13 protein-coding genes are annotated in these 17109 nt (G+C 47.8%); 8 read left to right on the top strand and 5 right to left on the bottom strand.

Annotated elements, in window-relative coordinates:
• The first annotated feature begins 19 nt into the window (after positions 1-19).
• Both ACK8P5_RS02500 and ACK8P5_RS02495 read left to right on the top strand, forming a co-directional pair.
• Positions 20-1672 carry an SWIM zinc finger family protein gene (locus ACK8P5_RS02500; protein ID WP_422659433.1) on the top strand — a complete coding sequence of 551 codons (1653 nt, stop codon included), beginning with the start codon at positions 20-22 and terminating at the stop codon, positions 1670-1672.
• Positions 1669-4620: a DEAD/DEAH box helicase gene (locus tag ACK8P5_RS02495; protein ID WP_422659432.1), complete on the top strand. Its 2952-nt coding sequence runs from the start codon at positions 1669-1671 to the stop codon at positions 4618-4620. The genes ACK8P5_RS02500 and ACK8P5_RS02495 overlap by 4 nt, the downstream gene beginning before the upstream one ends.
• 9 nt (positions 4621-4629) lie before the next feature.
• On the opposite strand, the gene ACK8P5_RS02490 is transcribed toward ACK8P5_RS02495, so the two are convergent.
• The gene (locus ACK8P5_RS02490; protein WP_422659431.1) at positions 4630-5472 is read right to left on the bottom strand and encodes a helix-turn-helix transcriptional regulator; all 843 of its coding nucleotides are present in this window, start codon (positions 5470-5472) and stop codon (positions 4630-4632) included.
• A 131-nt stretch (positions 5473-5603) separates the two neighbouring features.
• Between ACK8P5_RS02490 and fabF the strand changes: the two genes are divergently transcribed.
• The 4 genes from fabF (at position 5604) to ACK8P5_RS02470 (ending at position 9515) form a co-directional block, all read left to right on the top strand.
• Positions 5604-6842, top strand: a complete 1239-nt coding sequence (gene fabF, locus ACK8P5_RS02485; protein WP_422659430.1) for a beta-ketoacyl-ACP synthase II — start codon at positions 5604-5606, stop codon at positions 6840-6842.
• Positions 6843-7008: 166 nt separating this feature from the next.
• Positions 7009-7527, top strand: coding sequence for a sigma-70 family RNA polymerase sigma factor (locus ACK8P5_RS02480; protein WP_422659429.1), 519 nt, complete (start codon positions 7009-7011; stop codon positions 7525-7527).
• Positions 7520-8392: an RsiV family protein gene (locus tag ACK8P5_RS02475; RefSeq protein WP_422659428.1), complete on the top strand. Its 873-nt coding sequence runs from the start codon at positions 7520-7522 to the stop codon at positions 8390-8392. The genes ACK8P5_RS02480 and ACK8P5_RS02475 overlap by 8 nt, the downstream gene beginning before the upstream one ends.
• A 16-nt stretch (positions 8393-8408) precedes the next feature.
• Complete coding sequence (locus ACK8P5_RS02470) at positions 8409-9515, top strand: stalk domain-containing protein (protein WP_422659427.1); 1107 nt, start codon at positions 8409-8411, stop codon at positions 9513-9515.
• Between the two features lie 199 nt (positions 9516-9714).
• Here the strand turns inward: ACK8P5_RS02470 and ACK8P5_RS02465 are convergent, their stop codons facing one another.
• Positions 9715-10635 (bottom strand): proline dehydrogenase family protein, encoded by a 921-nt coding sequence (locus tag ACK8P5_RS02465; RefSeq protein WP_422659426.1) that lies wholly within the window; start codon positions 10633-10635, stop codon positions 9715-9717.
• A gap of 142 nt (positions 10636-10777) precedes the next feature.
• On the opposite strand from ACK8P5_RS02465, the gene pruA reads away from it, so the two are divergent.
• Positions 10778-12325, top strand: a complete 1548-nt coding sequence (gene pruA, locus ACK8P5_RS02460) for an L-glutamate gamma-semialdehyde dehydrogenase (RefSeq protein ID WP_422659425.1) — start codon at positions 10778-10780, stop codon at positions 12323-12325.
• Positions 12326-12410: 85 nt separating this feature from the next.
• Here pruA and ACK8P5_RS02455 read toward each other — a convergent pair whose 3' ends face one another.
• Entirely contained in the window at positions 12411-13511 is a 1101-nt protein-coding gene (locus ACK8P5_RS02455; RefSeq protein WP_422659424.1) for a threonine aldolase family protein, read from the bottom strand.
• 165 nt (positions 13512-13676) lie between these two features.
• Here ACK8P5_RS02455 and udk point away from each other — a divergent pair, with 165 nt between their 5' ends.
• On the top strand, positions 13677-14306 hold the full coding sequence (gene udk, locus ACK8P5_RS02450) for a uridine kinase (protein WP_422661343.1): 630 nt from the start codon (positions 13677-13679) through the stop codon (positions 14304-14306).
• Between the two features lie 86 nt (positions 14307-14392).
• Here udk and ACK8P5_RS02445 read toward each other — a convergent pair whose 3' ends face one another.
• Both ACK8P5_RS02445 and ACK8P5_RS02440 read right to left on the bottom strand, forming a co-directional pair.
• The gene (locus tag ACK8P5_RS02445; protein WP_422659423.1) at positions 14393-15394 is read right to left on the bottom strand and encodes a helix-turn-helix transcriptional regulator; all 1002 of its coding nucleotides are present in this window, start codon (positions 15392-15394) and stop codon (positions 14393-14395) included.
• Between the two features lie 137 nt (positions 15395-15531).
• Complete coding sequence (locus tag ACK8P5_RS02440) at positions 15532-17067, bottom strand: MDR family MFS transporter (protein WP_422659422.1); 1536 nt, start codon at positions 17065-17067, stop codon at positions 15532-15534.
• Between the last annotated feature and the right edge of the window lie 42 nt (positions 17068-17109).

Below are 17109 nucleotides of genomic sequence, written 5' to 3'. Positions count from 1 at the left end.
TTCGGGAGATGGATTCATTATGAACCTTATCCAGCCGCTGGATGATCTAGAGTGGCAGACACTCATACACAATACAGCCGCGTACTTTACCGATCTGACGATCAAACGCGGATTTCAATATTACAAGCAAGGCCGGGTAGGACAGTTAGATATGCCCAGTGAAGAGAGCATTAGAGCGGTCGTTCGTGGAACTGACGACTATTTCGTGAACCTGGTTCCCGGAACACTTGAGGATAGCCGCTGTACCTGTCCGGTCAGACATAAGTGCAAGCATATGGTAGCCGTTCTGTTGGAAGCTGCGAGCAAGCAGGGGCGCTCTGTCCACGCGCTCGTAAACGCGCATTCCACCACGCTCATCCGGGCTGGTGTGACATCTTCGGATGAATTAGATATTGGCCCGAATTCAGCCGCGTCTAAGAACAGACAATCGGACGATTTTACAGCGATTCGGGAGCAAGCGCGCAGTCTACCGGACATGCCCATCTCAAATTGGCATCAACTATTTGGTCAATGTGTCGCAGCGCTTAGGGTCAATACCTTAAACTCGCTCTACTCCAGAAATGCGCTGGAGGCCATCTACAGCATCATGCCTTCCCTGACGGGAAGCATGGAGCCGTTATTCGAGCTTCACGCCCGTCTCTTTGTTTTGGATAAGCTCGTCAAGCAACCACCGAACCAGGGAATTGGCTCTGGCCTATTTATGGGCTACCACGTTCAGATCGCTGCAGATGATCTCCAGAAGGATATTGACCAAAGATTCATCTCCGGGCAATTTTCCTTTCAAGGCGATGCCGGGAAGTCACCACGCGTAAGCGAGACACTCACTTATTTGCGAAGTAAAATGCTGACCGAATCACGATATCATCCTTTTTTCTCCCATATTTACAAACAGTTCTGGGAGTACGGGCTCCATCTTCATCAAGGGGATACAGAGGTGTATGCTGATGAACTACGATATTTAAAATCAGCTGAAGCTGAACTTGGAAGCACCTATTCACGAGCTGCCGGCATGCTTGCTCAAAGTCTGATGCATTTCTACCTTTTGCAGGACCAAGAAGCCTTTGATTTACTCCGTGCAGCCGATAAAGCACTCCTTATCCAGCCAGAACATCTAATCCATTACCTTGAGGTGCTTTCTCAAGCGAAGGATTGGTCTCGTTTAACCAAATGGCTGACTGAGACTGGACCACTACTAGCCAACTACCGAAATCATAAGCTGAACAGCTATATGGCTTACTGGGATCAAGCTGTTCAGGAGCTGCCTGAAGCCGAGCAATACCTATGGGACACGCTTGTGGACATGCTACCTCACTCCAGGGACATCTACCAGGAAACGCTGCTTGCCCACGGAAAGTGGCATGAGTGGATGGACTATCAGCTCAGTACAGGACGGGAACCGTTAGAATTCCGTGTCAGCGTCTTGCAACCGATTGAGAAGCATGCACCAGAACTGTTGCTGCCCTTCTTCCATCAAGCCGTAGAACGATACGTCCTGCAGAAGAATAGATCCAGTTATAAATCAGCAGTTAAGCTGCTTAAGCGGCTGTCCAAGCTGTACAAAAAAATGAAGCAAGAAGAACGCTGGGAGTCCTTCATTACCACATTCGCTGGACGACACAGCCGTCTTCGGGCACTTCAGGAAGAGCTTCGGAGAGGAAAACTGATATCATGAGCCATCATACCGAAACCATCACCGTCCAGATTACATTAAGCGCATATGGAGATGCGCTCATCTATGGCTCATCTCTAACGCAAAGCTACCTGTCTGGACAATATTTGAAGCAGCGACTGTTCGCTTGGCATGAAGAGTCCATATATGGAACGGAGCTGGAAGTCCAGCAGATTCAGGATGTTGAACTTGTACTGCTTCCTGCAGAGCAGGTCATTCCTTTCTTTGCTGGGATGAAGCTGCTCAGTCATATTGAGTGGGTGTGGGGGGATGAAAGTGCACCTTTTATTCAGCTTGCTCCCATGCTCCTTAATTGCATTGAACAAAGAGCCTTTGTTCCAAGCTTTACTGCCTATCAAGCTGGAAAGCTACAGTGGACTTGGGACCCAGAGGCCATCAATCCGGAAGGACGTGCTGTCTTAGCACAGTTAGAGGATGATCCCTTACTTGGAGAAGGATTAGGCGCGGCTTTCTCCGCCGCTGTCTTCGACATATGCTATGGAACAGAAGCGGAATCCGCTGATTTACGCCGGGAATATCCACTTCTCTTCGCGAGAGATCGATCTGCAGCAGCTGGAATGGATGCACAATCTTGGCTTATTGCTATTGGCTGGAAACCGGACACGGCTCCCTTCCGCCCACTCCTTCAACTACTAGAACCGGATGAGGAAGAGACGGAATGGCGCCTTAAGCTTGTCCTTCAAGACAAGCACGACCCTGCTCTGCTCTGTCCCGTTCGGCTGGCAGACGACGGCAGTGCCTATGGCTCGTGGCCAGAACTATGGACACCGCATGTTCACGAGCGTTCCGCTGCTTGGCTTGAGCGCCTGCGCGCTGCGCTCCCCGCTCATATGCTAGCTAGTCACGGCGAAGACATCATCAGCTCCGCTTTATCCGATGAAGCTGCGTGGCAGTTCCTGACAGTAGACAGCCAGCGTCTGCTTCAGACGGGCTGGCAGGTGCTACTTCCGGCGTGGTGGGAAGCAGCTACTCGTAAGAAGCCGAAGCTTCGCGCCAAGGTTCGATCTGGAGAAGGCAGTGAGCGCAGTGCAGGAAATTCACTGTTCGGACTTGACTCAATCGTTAACTTCGATTGGCGCATTGCTATTGGCAATACCAGCCTCACCGAAGAAGAGTTCGCAGCCCTTGTCGCACGGAACGAGCGACTTGTTCGTTTCCGCGGACAGTGGATCGCGCTCGATCCTGCACTGGTGGCCCAGATCCGCCAGGCCATGGCAGGGATGGATTCATCGCAAGGGTTGTCGTTCCAAGACATCCTTCACCTCCACTTACTCGGAAATGAAGATGCACCGGATAACAGAGATCAGGCACCAGAAGACCAAGATCCTGCACGCATTAAGCTAGAAGTTGAGCTGAATGAGCATCTCGTAGGACTGATCAGTCAGCTTCAAAGACAGAACGAGTGGCCAGAGCTACCTATACCGGAGGGCCTTCAAGCAGAGCTTAGAACATATCAGCGTGAGGGGTATGCTTGGCTTGCCTTTTTGCGGCGTTTCGGACTGGGTGCCTGTCTTGCTGACGATATGGGACTCGGTAAAACCGTTCAATTCATCACCTATTTGCTACATGTGAAAGAAACGACGACCGATCAGGAATCAAGGCTACCTTCGCTTCTCATCTGCCCAACCTCAGTGCTCGGCAACTGGCAGAAGGAGCTGAGCCGCTTCGCTCCATCCATTCGGGTTATGCTTCACTATGGAAGCAAGCGTTACAGTAGTGAGGAATTCCAGGAGGAAGCAAGTCATCACGACATTGTCCTGACCTCTTATGCCACCGCTACGCTTGATCAGGAGCTGCTTAAAGAGTTCAAATGGGAAGCGATCTGCCTGGATGAGGCTCAAAATATTAAGAACGCTCAGACAAAACAATCTATGGCGGTCCGCAGCATCCCGGCGAAGCACCGTATTGCGTTAACCGGCACGCCTATTGAGAATAGACTGTCTGAGCTATGGTCTATATATGATTTCATTAATCCGGGATATCTCGGAAATCTGAGGGCCTTCACGAACCGTTTCATTCAAGCAATCGAGAAGGATCATGACGAGCAGAAGACGGCTGATCTGCAAAAGCTAGTGAAGCCATTCATGCTGCGGCGCAAGAAGAAAGACCCGGCGATCCAGCTGGATCTGCCGGAGAAGAATGAGATGAAGACATATATTCATCTTACGACTGAGCAAGGCGCGCTCTACGATCAGAGCGTGAATCAGCTCATGGAACGAATGCAGAAGCTGGAGGGGATTGAGCGAAAGGGTGCCATTTTGTCAGCACTCACGCAGCTGAAGCAGCTGTGCGATCATCCGATGCTGCTGACGAAGGAGGCTCTTCCTGAAATTACGGGGGATTCCGGCCGCAAACTTGATACAGAGACGTTAATCAATCGTTCCTCTAAGCTGGAACGACTTCTGTCGATGGTCAAGGAACTGCGTGAGGAAGACGAACGATGCCTTATCTTCACCCAGTACATCGGAATGGGAGAGATGCTTCAGCAGGTATTGCAGCAAGAGCTTGGCGAGCCTGTGCTCTATTTAAACGGAAGTACTTCCAAGACCGCACGTGACCGGATGATCGATCAATTTCAGTCCCGCACACTGCCTGCCGCTGAACAGCCGAACGTCTTCATTCTCTCGATCAAGGCAGGCGGTGTCGGCCTCAACCTGACGGCTGCTAATCACGTCTTCCACTTCGACCGCTGGTGGAATCCAGCCGTTGAGAATCAGGCGACCGACCGCGCCTACCGCATGGGACAGACGAAGGATGTGCAAGTGCACAAATTCATCTCTCTCGGTACGCTAGAGGAGCGAATCGATGAGATGCTGGAGAGTAAGCAACAGCTCAGTGACAACGTCATCTCAAGCAGCGAAGGCTGGATTACCGAGTTATCAACTGACGAACTTAAAGATCTATTTACGCTACGGAGAGATTGGGCATAAGGGTTACCCTTATGCCCTTTCTTCTGTCAACTGCCGCATCTTCGCCTCTGTATTCGTATCAGGCACAGGCGTGTAGATACTACAGCGTAAATCATCGTTTCCATAGACATGAAGGGATGTAAGTTCAAATATCATTTTTCCGGCTTTCGCATGTCTAAATTCAAGATTCACCTCAGGGGCATAACTGACTTGACTCTGCTCCCACATACGAGTGAATTCGGGATGTGCCCTCTTCATTTCATCTAGAAACAATTCGTACCACTTATCCTCCACGTATTGTCCATAGTACGAACGAAACATCGCGAGAAATCCGCTTGCAAACTGATCCCAGTTCACCGCTAGACGCTTAAATTCCCTACGCGTGAACAATAGACGAATCATATTTCGTTCCTCTGGCGGGATGCGTTCGAAATCCATGAACACTTGAGCAGCAGCGCTATTCCACCCAACAATGTTGCACATCCGGTCAGAGATAATCGCAGGACAACATTGGAGTTCTTTAATAATTCGGTGCAGGGATGGACTCATCTGAGCCGCATCCAGTTTATGCGTGTAGGAGTTCGCACTTGATTCATAGGCTAGAGAGAATAAATATTTACGTTCATCTACGCTGAGCTGCAGTGCGTTAGCTACACAATCCAGAACCGATGATGAGACTTGTATGTCCCTTCCTTGCTCCAGCCAGGTGTACCATGTTGTACTAACGCCAGCGAGTTGCGCCACTTCTTCTCTCCGCAGTCCTGGCGTTCTTCTCCGGGTCCCTGCTGGTAAACCTACAGATTCCGGGGAGATTTTGGCCCGCTGAGATTTCAAAAATGCTGATAACGCTTGAAGACGGGGTTGTGAATTCATCATGACCTTCCTTTCCTCTCTTAATGGCAGGCATTAATTATACTAGGATAAACCGTATCTTGTAATAGGATAATACACGTGCCATCATAACCTTATGAATAACAAGTTATCTATTCTTGGAGGTTGATCTTATGGAACGAGTCGTGATCACAGGTATGGGGATCATTTCGCCACTTGGTAACGATGTAGAAACATTCTGGTCCCAACTGATACAGGGACAATCCGGCATTTCACATATAGAAGCTTTTGATACAACGAAGCAAAAGGTAAAGATTGCGGGGAGCGTTCGGAATTTTGATCCCATTGAACGATTTGGTCTCAAAGAGGCACGGCGAATGGACCGTTTCTGCCAGTTCGCACTTGCAGCAGCAGATGAAGCCTTTAACAGCTCTGGCCTCCAGCTTGATCAGATCAATCGGGAACGGATGGGTGTATACATTGGCTCCGGAATTGGAGGAATTCAGACCTTAATGAATCAGAGTGCTACGCTGTCATCACGCGGACCGGAGCGGATCAGCCCCACCCTCGTTCCGATGATGATTCCGAATATGGCGGCTGCTCTAGTGAGCATCAAGTACGGAGCTTTAGGCTCGTCCCTAGCTCCAGTAACCGCTTGTTCAATCGGCAATACCGCCATCGGAGAAGCTTTCTTTAACATCCAAGCGGGAAGGTCCGACATCATACTGGCAGGAGGAACTGAAGCCGCAATTACAGACATATCCCTTGCCAGCTTCGCGAATGCAACGGCCTTGTCCACTCGAAATGATCAGCCATTGCAAGCGAGTCGCCCCTTCGATGCAGGACGGGACGGGTTTGTTATGGCTGAGGGTGCCGGCATTGTCGTATTGGAATCTCTGACGCATGCTCTCCGTAGAAATGCAGTGATTTTGGGTGAAGTGATTGGGTATGGCGCAAGTTCTGATGCTTACCACATGGTTGCAACACCAGCGGATGGTCATGGAGCGGCCCGGGCGATGAATTTGGCGCTTGCAGAAGCTTATCTCTCCCCCGATCAGATCGACGTGATCAGTGCTCATGCAACGAGTACAGAGATTGGGGACCGCTCAGAAACCGCCGCCATTAAGCATGTCTTCGGACCGGATGCCTACCGCATTCCTGTAACAGCTAATAAATCGATGACGGGTCATATGCTCGGTGCTTCCGGCGGGGCCGAAGCTATCGCTCTTGTGAAAACCTTGCAGGAAGGAATCATTCCCCCTACCATTAATCTGGATACGCCGGATCCTGCCTGTGATCTGGATTATGTCCCAAATCAAGCCAGAAGAGCCGATGTACGCATCGGCATGTCGAATTCCTTTGGCTTTGGAGGGCATAACTCCGCTATTGTGATGAAGAAATTTGAGATGTAAGCTAAGGAATATAACTGGAACAATCCAGACCCCTTTTTGGGGTCTATTCTTATTCCCGAAAAAATTCTGCCACTGCGCAAACTTTTTTCACCCCCCATACGTCTTGCCTGTGAAAACCAATTGCAATGGATCGCTTGCGCGCGCAACAAAGGAGTGTCATGTGCACATGAGAGGTGGCCGGAAACAGGAGAAGCTTCTTATGGATTGTATTACCGAACATCAAGAGAGCATCTACAGACTGGCCTACAGTTATGTTAAAAATAAAGACGATGCTCTCGACATCGTACAAGACGCAATCCATAAAGCATTCCTATCCATCGATAAACTACAAAATCAGGGTTCAATCAAGAGCTGGTTCTACCGCATTGTCGTCACGACCTCTCTTGATTTCTTAAGAAAACAAAAGCATGTACATGTTATGGAAGATGAGATATTGGAATCATTCCTGCCAGGTCAGAGTGATACGTATCCCAATCTAGATCTAACCGAATCCGTAGATGATCTGCCGGAGAAATACCGAACGGTCATTATACTCAGATATTTTGAAGATATGAAAATCGAAGATATTGCGGAAGTCATTCAGGAGAACACCAATACGGTGAAGACCCGATTATACCAGGCATTGAAGCGACTGCGGATACGTTTAAATGAAGATCAGCTCAAGGAGGTACATCCTCATGGATGACAAATTACACAACATGAAAAAACAACACGAAAACATTCCGATTCCAGACGAATTAAATAGCATCGTCAAACGAGCTATCAAAAAGCGGAAACAGCGCCGCACCGCTGTGCAGTCTATTGTAGGCACGGCAGCAGCTTCCATCCTGCTCGTAACAGGTATCAATACGAGTCCTGCTTTTGCCTCTGCTGTTGCAGATGTCCCCGTCATTGGCAAGCTGGTTAAAGTCATTACGATCAGTGGGTATGGAGAAGGAAATGACTCCTCCGAAGCTCATATTCAGACACCTGCCATTACCGGCCTAGATAATGACCCGCTGCAAGAATCGCTGAACAGCAAGTATGCGGAGGAGAATAAGAAACTGTATGAATCCTTCAAAACCGAAGTGGAAGAGTTAGAGAAATCAGGAGACGCGCATATGAGTCTCGACAGCGGCTATAAAGTCGTAACGAATAATGAGCGTCTGCTAACCTTATCTCGTTATGTGGTAACCACTGCAGGCTCCTCGAATGAGACGCGGACTTACGACACGATCGACAAACAGGAGAATCTTGTCATTACGCTGCCAAGCCTGTTTAAAGATGATAGCTTCATTCAAGTAATCAGCGAAAATATTAAACAACAGATGGTTCAGCAAATGAAGGATGACCCGAACAAGATCTACTGGGTTGAACCTTCCAAAGTTGATCCTGTAACTCCTTTTGAGCACATCGCTAAGGATCAGAGTTTTTACATTAACGAGGATGGCAAGCTGGTCATTTCCTTCAACAAATACGATGTTGCACCAGGATATATGGGTGTGGCGGAATTCATCATTCCAACGGAAGTCCTCTCAGAGGTGCTGGTGAGCCACGAATACATTAAATAATAGGAGGCTGTATATTATGACAATCCACTCAACGACAACACCACTCAAGAAAAAGTTCATTGCTGCTGGTTTAAGCGGTGTGATTCTACTTGCCGGCTCATGCGCGTTCATGACAGAGGTGCATGCGCAGACAACAGCCGAGCCTCAGGCCATTGCTCTTTCGAATCCATCGGCAATCCTTACCTACAAAACCTTGAAGTCTGATGAGCCTGCACTCGTAACGAACATCCAGATCCCTGTCTTCCAAGGATTGAAGGATGCCAAATATCAGGCCCAATTGAATGATATTATCGAATCGCATGCCTCTAAAGACTTGGCTAACTGGAAAAAAGAAGCTAAGGAAATGGCTCAAACTGCGAAGCAAAATGGTCAAACCATGCGCCCATACGAACTTAATATTTCCTATGAGCTTACAGCAGATGGCACAGGAACGATCCCAAATCTGATCTCCCTGAAAGTGAACACTGAAATTACAACGGGCAACTCCCCTGCGCTACGTGTGGACACATACAATTTCTTAGATGAGCAGCAGGCTACTCTAGTTACGCTTCAGAATCTGTTCGGAAACGATTATAAGCAAATGATTGATTCCAAAATCAAATCGGCTATTGCAGCCGATGCTGAGAACTATTTTGAAGGGGAAGACGGCTTTCAGGGAATTGGCAACGACCAGTCCTTCTATGTAACTACCGATGGTAAAGTTGTTGTTGTTTTTGAGGAGTACAGCATCGCTCCGGGTTCGACCGGAACGCCTGAATTCACCTTCGATCTTCCGAGCACCAATACGAATGGTGAAAGTACTGTGATTAAGGCGAAATCCACGCTCACAACGGACGATGGCAAGGTCATGATTCCGCTTGCGGATGTGGTACGCGCTTTGCAATTTGACGTCAAATGGAACAACAAATCCAAAACGGTTGAAGTCCGTAAAGATGCGATTTGGACTTCTGTAACCGTAGGGAAAGACAGCTATTTCTTCGGCAAAATGGCTCCACACAAACTCGGCGCAGCACCTGTTCTGCATGAAAACCACGTCTATGTGCCACTGAATTTCCTGACGGATATTCTTCATGCCGAAACCGTGAAGGGTGTAAATGGTGACATCACAGTTAATTTGAAATAAAAGTCAGCACCTCAAGCTGAATTTATGTACCTAAATATGAAATATAGAAAAACGCTCCCTTTCCTATGAAGGAGCGTTTTTTCGTGCTTTTAGAAAAGACTATGGTAACTATTCCACTCAAAGTAGCGGAGACAACAGCGATTGGAACAACAGTCCGTCCGCGTAGCGTCACACAAGTGTTAGGGTGACATTTTGTGCATTACTTAAACATATTTTTGACCACCATCATTAAATTCGAAGGCTTCTCCGCTAAGCGCCTTGTGTAATACGGATACCACATCGTCCCATATGGCGTATAGCACCGGATACGGTATCCTTCACGGGCCAACTCAGCTTGATCATTCATACGCAGCCCATACAGCATCTGGAATTCGAAAGCATCCTTCGGGATGCGATTCTTAGCAGCATAATCTTGTACCCAATTAATAATTCGGTCATCATGGCTCGCAATCGCCGTATACAGACCCTGATCAAGATGCTGCTTAATCATCTTTTTATAACGTTCAATGATGTCACTCATACGCTGAGATGAAATACTTGCAGACTCTTTATAAGCTCCCTTGACCAGTCGTAGATTAACACCTGCTTTCATTAACACTTTTACATCATCATCTGTACGGAATAGATACGCTTGAAGAACGGTGCCCACGTTACTCAGTCCTTCCGCATGAAGCCGTAAGGTCATATCAATCGTAGCTTGCGTAAAGGAGGAATCCTCCATATCCAATCGTACGAAATTACCAAGCTCCTTCGCTCGAACTGCAACAGACCTCACATTGGTATAACAAGCTTCTGGCTCCAAGGAAAGTCCCATCTGTGTCGGCTTCAAAGATACGTTAGCATTCACTTGATGCTCATGAATCCCCTCCAACAACTGAATATACTGGTCCCTGTATCCAGTCGCTTCCTCCAAAGAAGTGATCCCCTCACCAAGATGATCCAGCGTAACCATAACTCCTAGCTGATTAAGACGTTTTGTCTCTGTGATTGCTTCCTCAAGCGTGTTCCCTGCGATAAACTTCCGCGCCATTTTCCTACCATATTTGAGCGTCAAACGTTCCACGATCTTGTTGCCGGCCACCGTGAGCAGTACTTTTCGGTAAAATTCTGTGCCGTCCATACCGTTTCCCCTTTCAGGTCCCTTATATGGTTAAGAAATGCTGTTTTCAAGGAAATATGCAGGATTTTTTAGGTTTTACTTCGGATTTTAAGTCAGCCTTCATATTCTAATAGCAGTACATCTAAGGGAGGAGTCGTACCCCATGAGAGTCCCGTTTCGAAATGAACCGTTCACTGATTTCTCAGATAAGCTAAACTGCATGGCATACGATACTGCACTTTCGGAGGCGGAAGCCATCCTCGGGAATAGGTATCCCCTAATCATCGGTGGGGAAAGAATCGATACACAAACAACAGTCCTATCCGTGAACCCCGCCCGCAAAGATCAGATCGTAGGTGTGGTATCACAGGCAGATACTGCCCTTGCCGAGAAAGCTATTCAGACTGCGTCCTTAACGTTCGAAGCATGGAAGCTAACCGATCCACAAGAACGTGCCAGATACCTGTATAAAGCCGCTGCTCTCATGCGCCGCCGTAAGTTCCAATTCTCAGCCATGCTTACACTTGAAGCTGGAAAGACCCGCGCCGAAGCCGATGCCGATACAGCTGAAGCCATCGACTTCCTTGAATTTTATGCGCGTGAAATGGAGCGACTTAGTCTCTCACAGCCACTCACCAGCTTGAGTGGCGAGGATAACGAGCTGTATTACATCCCTCTCGGTGTTGGCATTGTTATTCCTCCTTGGAATTTCCCACTTGCCATCATGGCAGGCATGACAGCCGCCTCCATCGTCGCTGGCAATACCGTTGTCTTGAAGCCAGCCAGTACAACTCCCGTGATCGCTGCTAAATTCGTGGAGCTGCTGGAAGAGGTGTCCCTGCCACCGGGTGTTGTGAACTTTCTGCCGGGACCGGGCAGCGAGGTCGGTGATTATCTGGTGGATCATCCACAGACCCGCTTCATCAGCTTCACCGGTTCGCGTGATGTGGGTCTACGGATTAACGAACGTGCCGCACGAACAGCTCCCGGTCAGCGCTGGATCAAGCGGGTCATCGCTGAAATGGGCGGTAAAGATTCGATCATCGTAGATCGTGATGCAGACCTTGATCTTGCGGCAGACGCGATCACATCCTCAGCATTCGGGTTCTCCGGTCAGAAATGCTCTGCTTGTTCAAGAGCTATCATCCACGCAGATGTATATGATTCTGTGATCGAGAAGGTCGTGGACCGGACGCGTAAGCTAGTAGTAGGAGACCCTGCGGAAGCAGCAACACAAGTCGGGCCCGTGATTGACGATAAAGCATATCGTAAGATTCAAGAGTATATAGAGATTGGACGGCAGGAAGGCCGCTTGGTTTATGGCGGTAATACCGGTGATCCGAGTGGGTACTTCATCGAGCCGACGATTTTCGCTGATGTAGATGCCGGGGCGCGAATCTCCCAAGAGGAAATTTTCGGCCCTGTACTTGCCTTTACCAAGGCTCAATCTTTCGAGCAAGCGCTGGAGTTCGCCAATAACACGGACTACGGCTTAACAGGTGCGGTGATTTCGAACAACCGGGCCCATCTGGAAGCCGCAAGGCGACATTTTCATGTCGGCAATTTATACTTCAATCGCAAATGTACCGGTGCGCTCGTGGGCACGCATCCCTTTGGTGGCTTTAATATGTCCGGTACAGATTCCAAGGCAGGCGGACGTGACTATCTCCTTCTGTTCACCCAAGCGAAGCTGGTGTCAGAGCGCTACTGATTCACCTGACATTGTATACGAAATCGTAAAAAGGACCGCGAAACCCGCGGCCCTTTCTTTGTTTATGCTGCATCCATATCTAGTCTTAGCGACTCTTCACTTCTGCCATCTTTCGATTCAGTAAATGAAAAGCCTTCTCTAAACGTTCCTTTGGTATATCAGTATATCGATCGCCAATACTTATCTCACTGTAGCAACCGCCCACACTATTATCCTTAAGATAAGCTACCATCCCCAAGTCTGCTTCTTGATAAACGCTCTTCAGGATCGGCTCTACCTTCTCCTTGGGCAGCTCGAAATGAACGTGGAACATATTCGATACAGGCTCTTCTGGTAAGGTTGAAACAGCTTTACAGCGGTTAAAATACCCTGCCAGCTCTTTCGCTTCCTCGTAATACTGCTCCATCCGTCCCACTCTTAGATCATAGTAATAATCCGAGCTCAGAATATAAGGGTACAGACTGATCAGATCTCCGCCGTGACGTCTTTTCCATATTTTCGATTCATTCGTAAAGGTCTCCTCGCCCGCAAGGATAGCGCCTGCAATCCCTCCAATCCCTTTATAGAAGGAGATATAGACACTATCAAACAAGCTGCATAATTCTGCGGCTGATTTCTCATAATAAGGCACGATCTCGAAAAGTCTTGCTCCATCTAGATGCAGCTTAATGCCTTTTTCACGGCAATAGGAAGAAATCTCTTCAAGCTCTTGATAGTCAGGCAATTGTCCACCGATCTCCCGTTGCGGTAATTCGAGCAGTAGACAGGCTATATTTTCTTTCATATGTAGAATATCATCCAGCTTAATTAAACGGTCTTGATCTGCTAACAGCACCGGCTCAATATGATGAAGTTCCTTCAATCCGTCCTCTTCATGTATCTCCAGATGGCATAAAGGATGATATGCAACCTTCTTCAGCCCTTGTCGATCACACCATATCCGCAGAGCAATCTGCTGCGCCATCGTACCGCTGGGGAAGAACACGGCACTTTCTTTGCCGAGAACATTCGCTATTTTGTATTGAAAATCCTCGATTAGTGTGCCCTTTCCATACATATCACTATTCAGGGTCCCCTCAAAGGACTCCAGAGCCTGCTTCAACACTTGAACATCTCTATTCCCATGTCCAGTTATCTTGTAAGTGGTCTCATTATATACATCTACTAGGCTTAAATCTGTGCTCATTCGATTAACGCTCCTTTCGATATAAGATTAGTATTTCATATTATTTGAATGAAGGGAATAATACCCTTAAGGTTCCAGCTCGTCTCAACGTGAAAAAGCACAAGCACTATGATAAAATACAGAATTGCAAAGCATGCAACCTTAGGGAGGTTAACGATAAACATCATGCTCATTATTGGTATCGCCGGCGGTACAGGTTCCGGTAAAACAACAGTGGCCCGGTCAGTCATCGACCGACTCGGACCTGGAAAAGTAACGTTCATATCTCAGGATAATTATTATAAGGACAACCCTCATCTTACTTTTGAGGAACGTGAAAAGATCAACTATGATCATCCTTTTGCCTTTGACAATGGACTTCTGATTGAGCATCTGGAGCTTCTTAGACAAGGGAAACCTGCTTACGCTCCTGTCTATGACTTCACGGTTCACGCCCGCTCCAAAGATGAAACGCTAGAGCTGAAACCGAGAAACATTGTCATTATTGAAGGACTCCATGTGTTGTCTGACGAAAATCTTCGCAAGCTGCTTAACATTAAGGTGTTCGTTGATACCGATCCTGATGTACGGATTCTTCGCCGGGTAGTTCGTGATATCGAGGAACGCGGCAGAAGCATTAAGTCTGTCCATGATCAGTACTTGGGGACGGTAAAGCCGATGCACGAGGCATTTATTGAACCTTCCAAGAAATACGCTGACATCATCATCCCTGAAGGTGGAGAGAACGAAGTCGGCATTCAGCTCTTGTCTGTATTGACCGAGAAGTATCTGACGGGCAACCCTTCGTTTGAATAAACATCAACCGCAAAAACCCACAGCATGAAAGCTGTGGGTTTTTGCGTTCTAGCAATATTCTTATCTTCTTAATGCTCTAAAACATTTTAACTCTCAGAGCTCTGCTTCTTCTCTTCGCTTACTACACACTGTGAAACCGTGTGTCCTGAATCTTGATACAACGCTGCGATCTCGAGTGCCGTCTTCCGTACCTCTGCTGCGATATGAGCAGGCTCTAAAATGAGCACATCGGTTTTCAATTGCAATAAGAAGCTTAAGACCCATTTCTCGTGAGGCAAGGTCGCCCGCACAATCAAGGAACCGTCCTCCAAGCGCTCAATCTCTTGCTCATCAAAATGATCAGCCGCATACACCCTAGCATCCCCCGAGATCCGAAGCACAAGATGAATCATCTCTCGTCTTCCCGGCTTCTTCCACGGCCCATTCATAACGGAAAGTGGCATTTCACGGCGTTCAAAATCATCTTGAAGTACCTGAAGACCACGAATACGTGAAAGCTTGAATGTCCGGTAATCCTCTCGTTCTAAACAATATCCGTGCAAATACCATGCGTATCCTTTCAGGGCAAGACCCATCGGTTCAATAGTACGCTCTGTTTCAGTGCCTTGAGCATCTATATAATAAAAGGAGATTAATTTCCTATTCTTCACCGCATGATGTACCGATTCATACTTTATTCGTTCAGCTTCACTGTTTCTCCAAGGCGTAAAATCAACCTGTACTTGATCGCTGTCTGCGAAGCGTCCTTGCTCAGCATGAGCAACTAACGTACCTACCTTCTCAAGCAGGCGATCTATATTCGAGGGGTCCAGTGCCTGGGTAGACTGAAGACCACGAAGCGCAGTAAATAGGGTTATCAGCTCATCTAGCGACAGCATCTGCCGATCAAGACGGAAATTATCCATAATTTCATAACCGCCTTCCATTCCCGTATACGACACAATTGGAATCCCGGCAAGACTAAGTGACTCGAGGTCACGGTAAATGGTACGCAGTGAAACCTCCAGCTTATCTGCGAGTTCCTGTGCTTGCACACGTCTACGGTTTAATAGAATCATTGTGATGGCCATGAGTCGTTCGAACTTCATTGATTCGCTCCCCCATTTTCGGAATCGATTTCTTTCATCATAAACCACAACTGTCCATATGGGGATAGATGATCAGGATAGAAATGATCAAGATGCATATATAGAGACATGTCGCTATCATGCATCCTTGACCTTCATTAATGAGAAGCGGCGTAACCGTCTTGCTCCGCTTCCGGATCTAGCTTCTCCTTGGTCATGACAAATGCGGAGACCAGCGCCAGAACCGCAGGGATAAGACTCCATGCAAACGTTCCGGCGATGGATGAAGACAGTCCTTCCGTAATCGTGTGAAGTGTGGAGCTATCCATCGTTGCACGAATAGCTGGATTCAGCAATACATACGGATCGCTAAAATCCACATTAGCCGAAGACTTGTTAGCAGCACCGTTGCTCCCAAAGGCCTCTGTAAGCTTGCCTGTGAGCGAATGACTTTGCAAAATTCCGAATATCGTAATGCCAAGCGTCATTCCGAGAGATCGGTTAAAGTTGAGTGTGGACGTCGCAGCTCCCCGCTGCGCTGCTGGAAACGAGTGAATGGCAGCGCTGCTGAGCACCGAGAAAGAGGCGCCGATGCCGAGTCCGACTAGAATCATATACGCTGTGATGAGAAATCTCGGTGACGCCGTATTCAGGGCTGTCAAAAGTGCGAGGCCCACAATTAGAATCAACAAGGTTGGAATGAGGATGGAACGATAAGGAAACTTCGACATTAAGTATCCACCTACAGTCGCTGTCACAACCGAACCGACCATCATTGGAAGAAGAACGAGTCCGGCGTTCGAGGCCGTACCACCTAGCACACCTTGAATATAGATCGGAATGAACATAGACGCCGTCATGAATGCTGCACCGCCAAGCATTGCGACAAGATTGCTGGTCGTGAACAGTCTATTTCGGAACATGTGGAATGAGATAATCGGCTCGACTGCTCTTTTTTCCACAAATACAAGTAGAACGGCAAGGATCACAAATCCAGCGAACATAGAGATGATCTGCGGTGAATCCCACGCATACTGTTTACCTCCCAGCTCAACGGCAAACATCAGACAGATCACAGCCCCTACGAGCAGAGTGGCACCTAAATAATCGATTTTTTGTCTAGAGTGTTCTGCCGATTCCTTGTAGAACAGCACAATGAGGAAGAAGGCAATCAAGCCGAGAGGAAGATTGATATAGAAAATCCATACCCAATCAATATGTTCTGTAATGTAACCACCGAGCAGTGGTGCAGCAATACTCGATAGACCGAATAGTGCACCGAACATTCCTGTCATCTTCCCTCTGTTCTCAGGTGCTACAACATCAAACATAATTGTGAAAGCGATAGATACCATCGCACCCGCACCAATACCTTGAACCGCTCTATATAGGCTGAGCTCAACGATGGATTCTGCTGTTCCGCACAAGGCTGATCCAATCATAAATACAATAATCCCAAAAACAAAAAACCGCTTCCGACCGTACATATCAGACAATTTACCGAAGATCGGCATCCCTGCCATTTCCGCAACCATATAAGCAGAGGTGGCCCAGACGAACTTATCAAGCCCTCCAATCTCACCAACGATGGTTCCCATCGCCGTTGCCACAATTGTGTTATCCATGGAGGCCATAAGAATGGCCAGGAGAAGTCCTGTAATAACAACTCCTATTCTGTTCTGTGATTGTCTCAACCTGAATCCCGTCCTTTGTGATCAATTTAGTTAGCTTATGTT

The organism is Paenibacillus sp. EC2-1, from assembly GCF_049311625.1.
Classification (GTDB): domain Bacteria; phylum Bacillota; class Bacilli; order Paenibacillales; family Paenibacillaceae; genus Paenibacillus_AQ.
The sequence above is the reverse complement of the archived record's forward strand: the minus strand, read 5'-3'. Positions and strand labels throughout refer to the sequence as shown.

Coding starts and splice junctions, on each gene's coding strand:
- ACK8P5_RS02500 (WP_422659433.1), top strand. CDS start 20: ATGAACCTTATCCAGCCGCTGGATGATCTAGAGTGGCAGACACTCATA.
- ACK8P5_RS02495 (WP_422659432.1), top strand. CDS start 1,669: ATGAGCCATCATACCGAAACCATCACCGTCCAGATTACATTAAGCGCA.
- ACK8P5_RS02490 (WP_422659431.1), bottom strand. CDS start 5,472: ATGAATTCACAACCCCGTCTTCAAGCGTTATCAGCATTTTTGAAATCT.
- fabF (WP_422659430.1), top strand. CDS start 5,604: ATGGAACGAGTCGTGATCACAGGTATGGGGATCATTTCGCCACTTGGT.
- ACK8P5_RS02480 (WP_422659429.1), top strand. CDS start 7,009: ATGAGAGGTGGCCGGAAACAGGAGAAGCTTCTTATGGATTGTATTACC.
- ACK8P5_RS02475 (WP_422659428.1), top strand. CDS start 7,520: ATGGATGACAAATTACACAACATGAAAAAACAACACGAAAACATTCCG.
- ACK8P5_RS02470 (WP_422659427.1), top strand. CDS start 8,409: ATGACAATCCACTCAACGACAACACCACTCAAGAAAAAGTTCATTGCT.
- ACK8P5_RS02465 (WP_422659426.1), bottom strand. CDS start 10,635: ATGGACGGCACAGAATTTTACCGAAAAGTACTGCTCACGGTGGCCGGC.
- pruA (WP_422659425.1), top strand. CDS start 10,778: ATGAGAGTCCCGTTTCGAAATGAACCGTTCACTGATTTCTCAGATAAG.
- ACK8P5_RS02455 (WP_422659424.1), bottom strand. CDS start 13,511: ATGAGCACAGATTTAAGCCTAGTAGATGTATATAATGAGACCACTTAC.
- udk (WP_422661343.1), top strand. CDS start 13,677: ATGCTCATTATTGGTATCGCCGGCGGTACAGGTTCCGGTAAAACAACA.
- ACK8P5_RS02445 (WP_422659423.1), bottom strand. CDS start 15,394: ATGAAGTTCGAACGACTCATGGCCATCACAATGATTCTATTAAACCGT.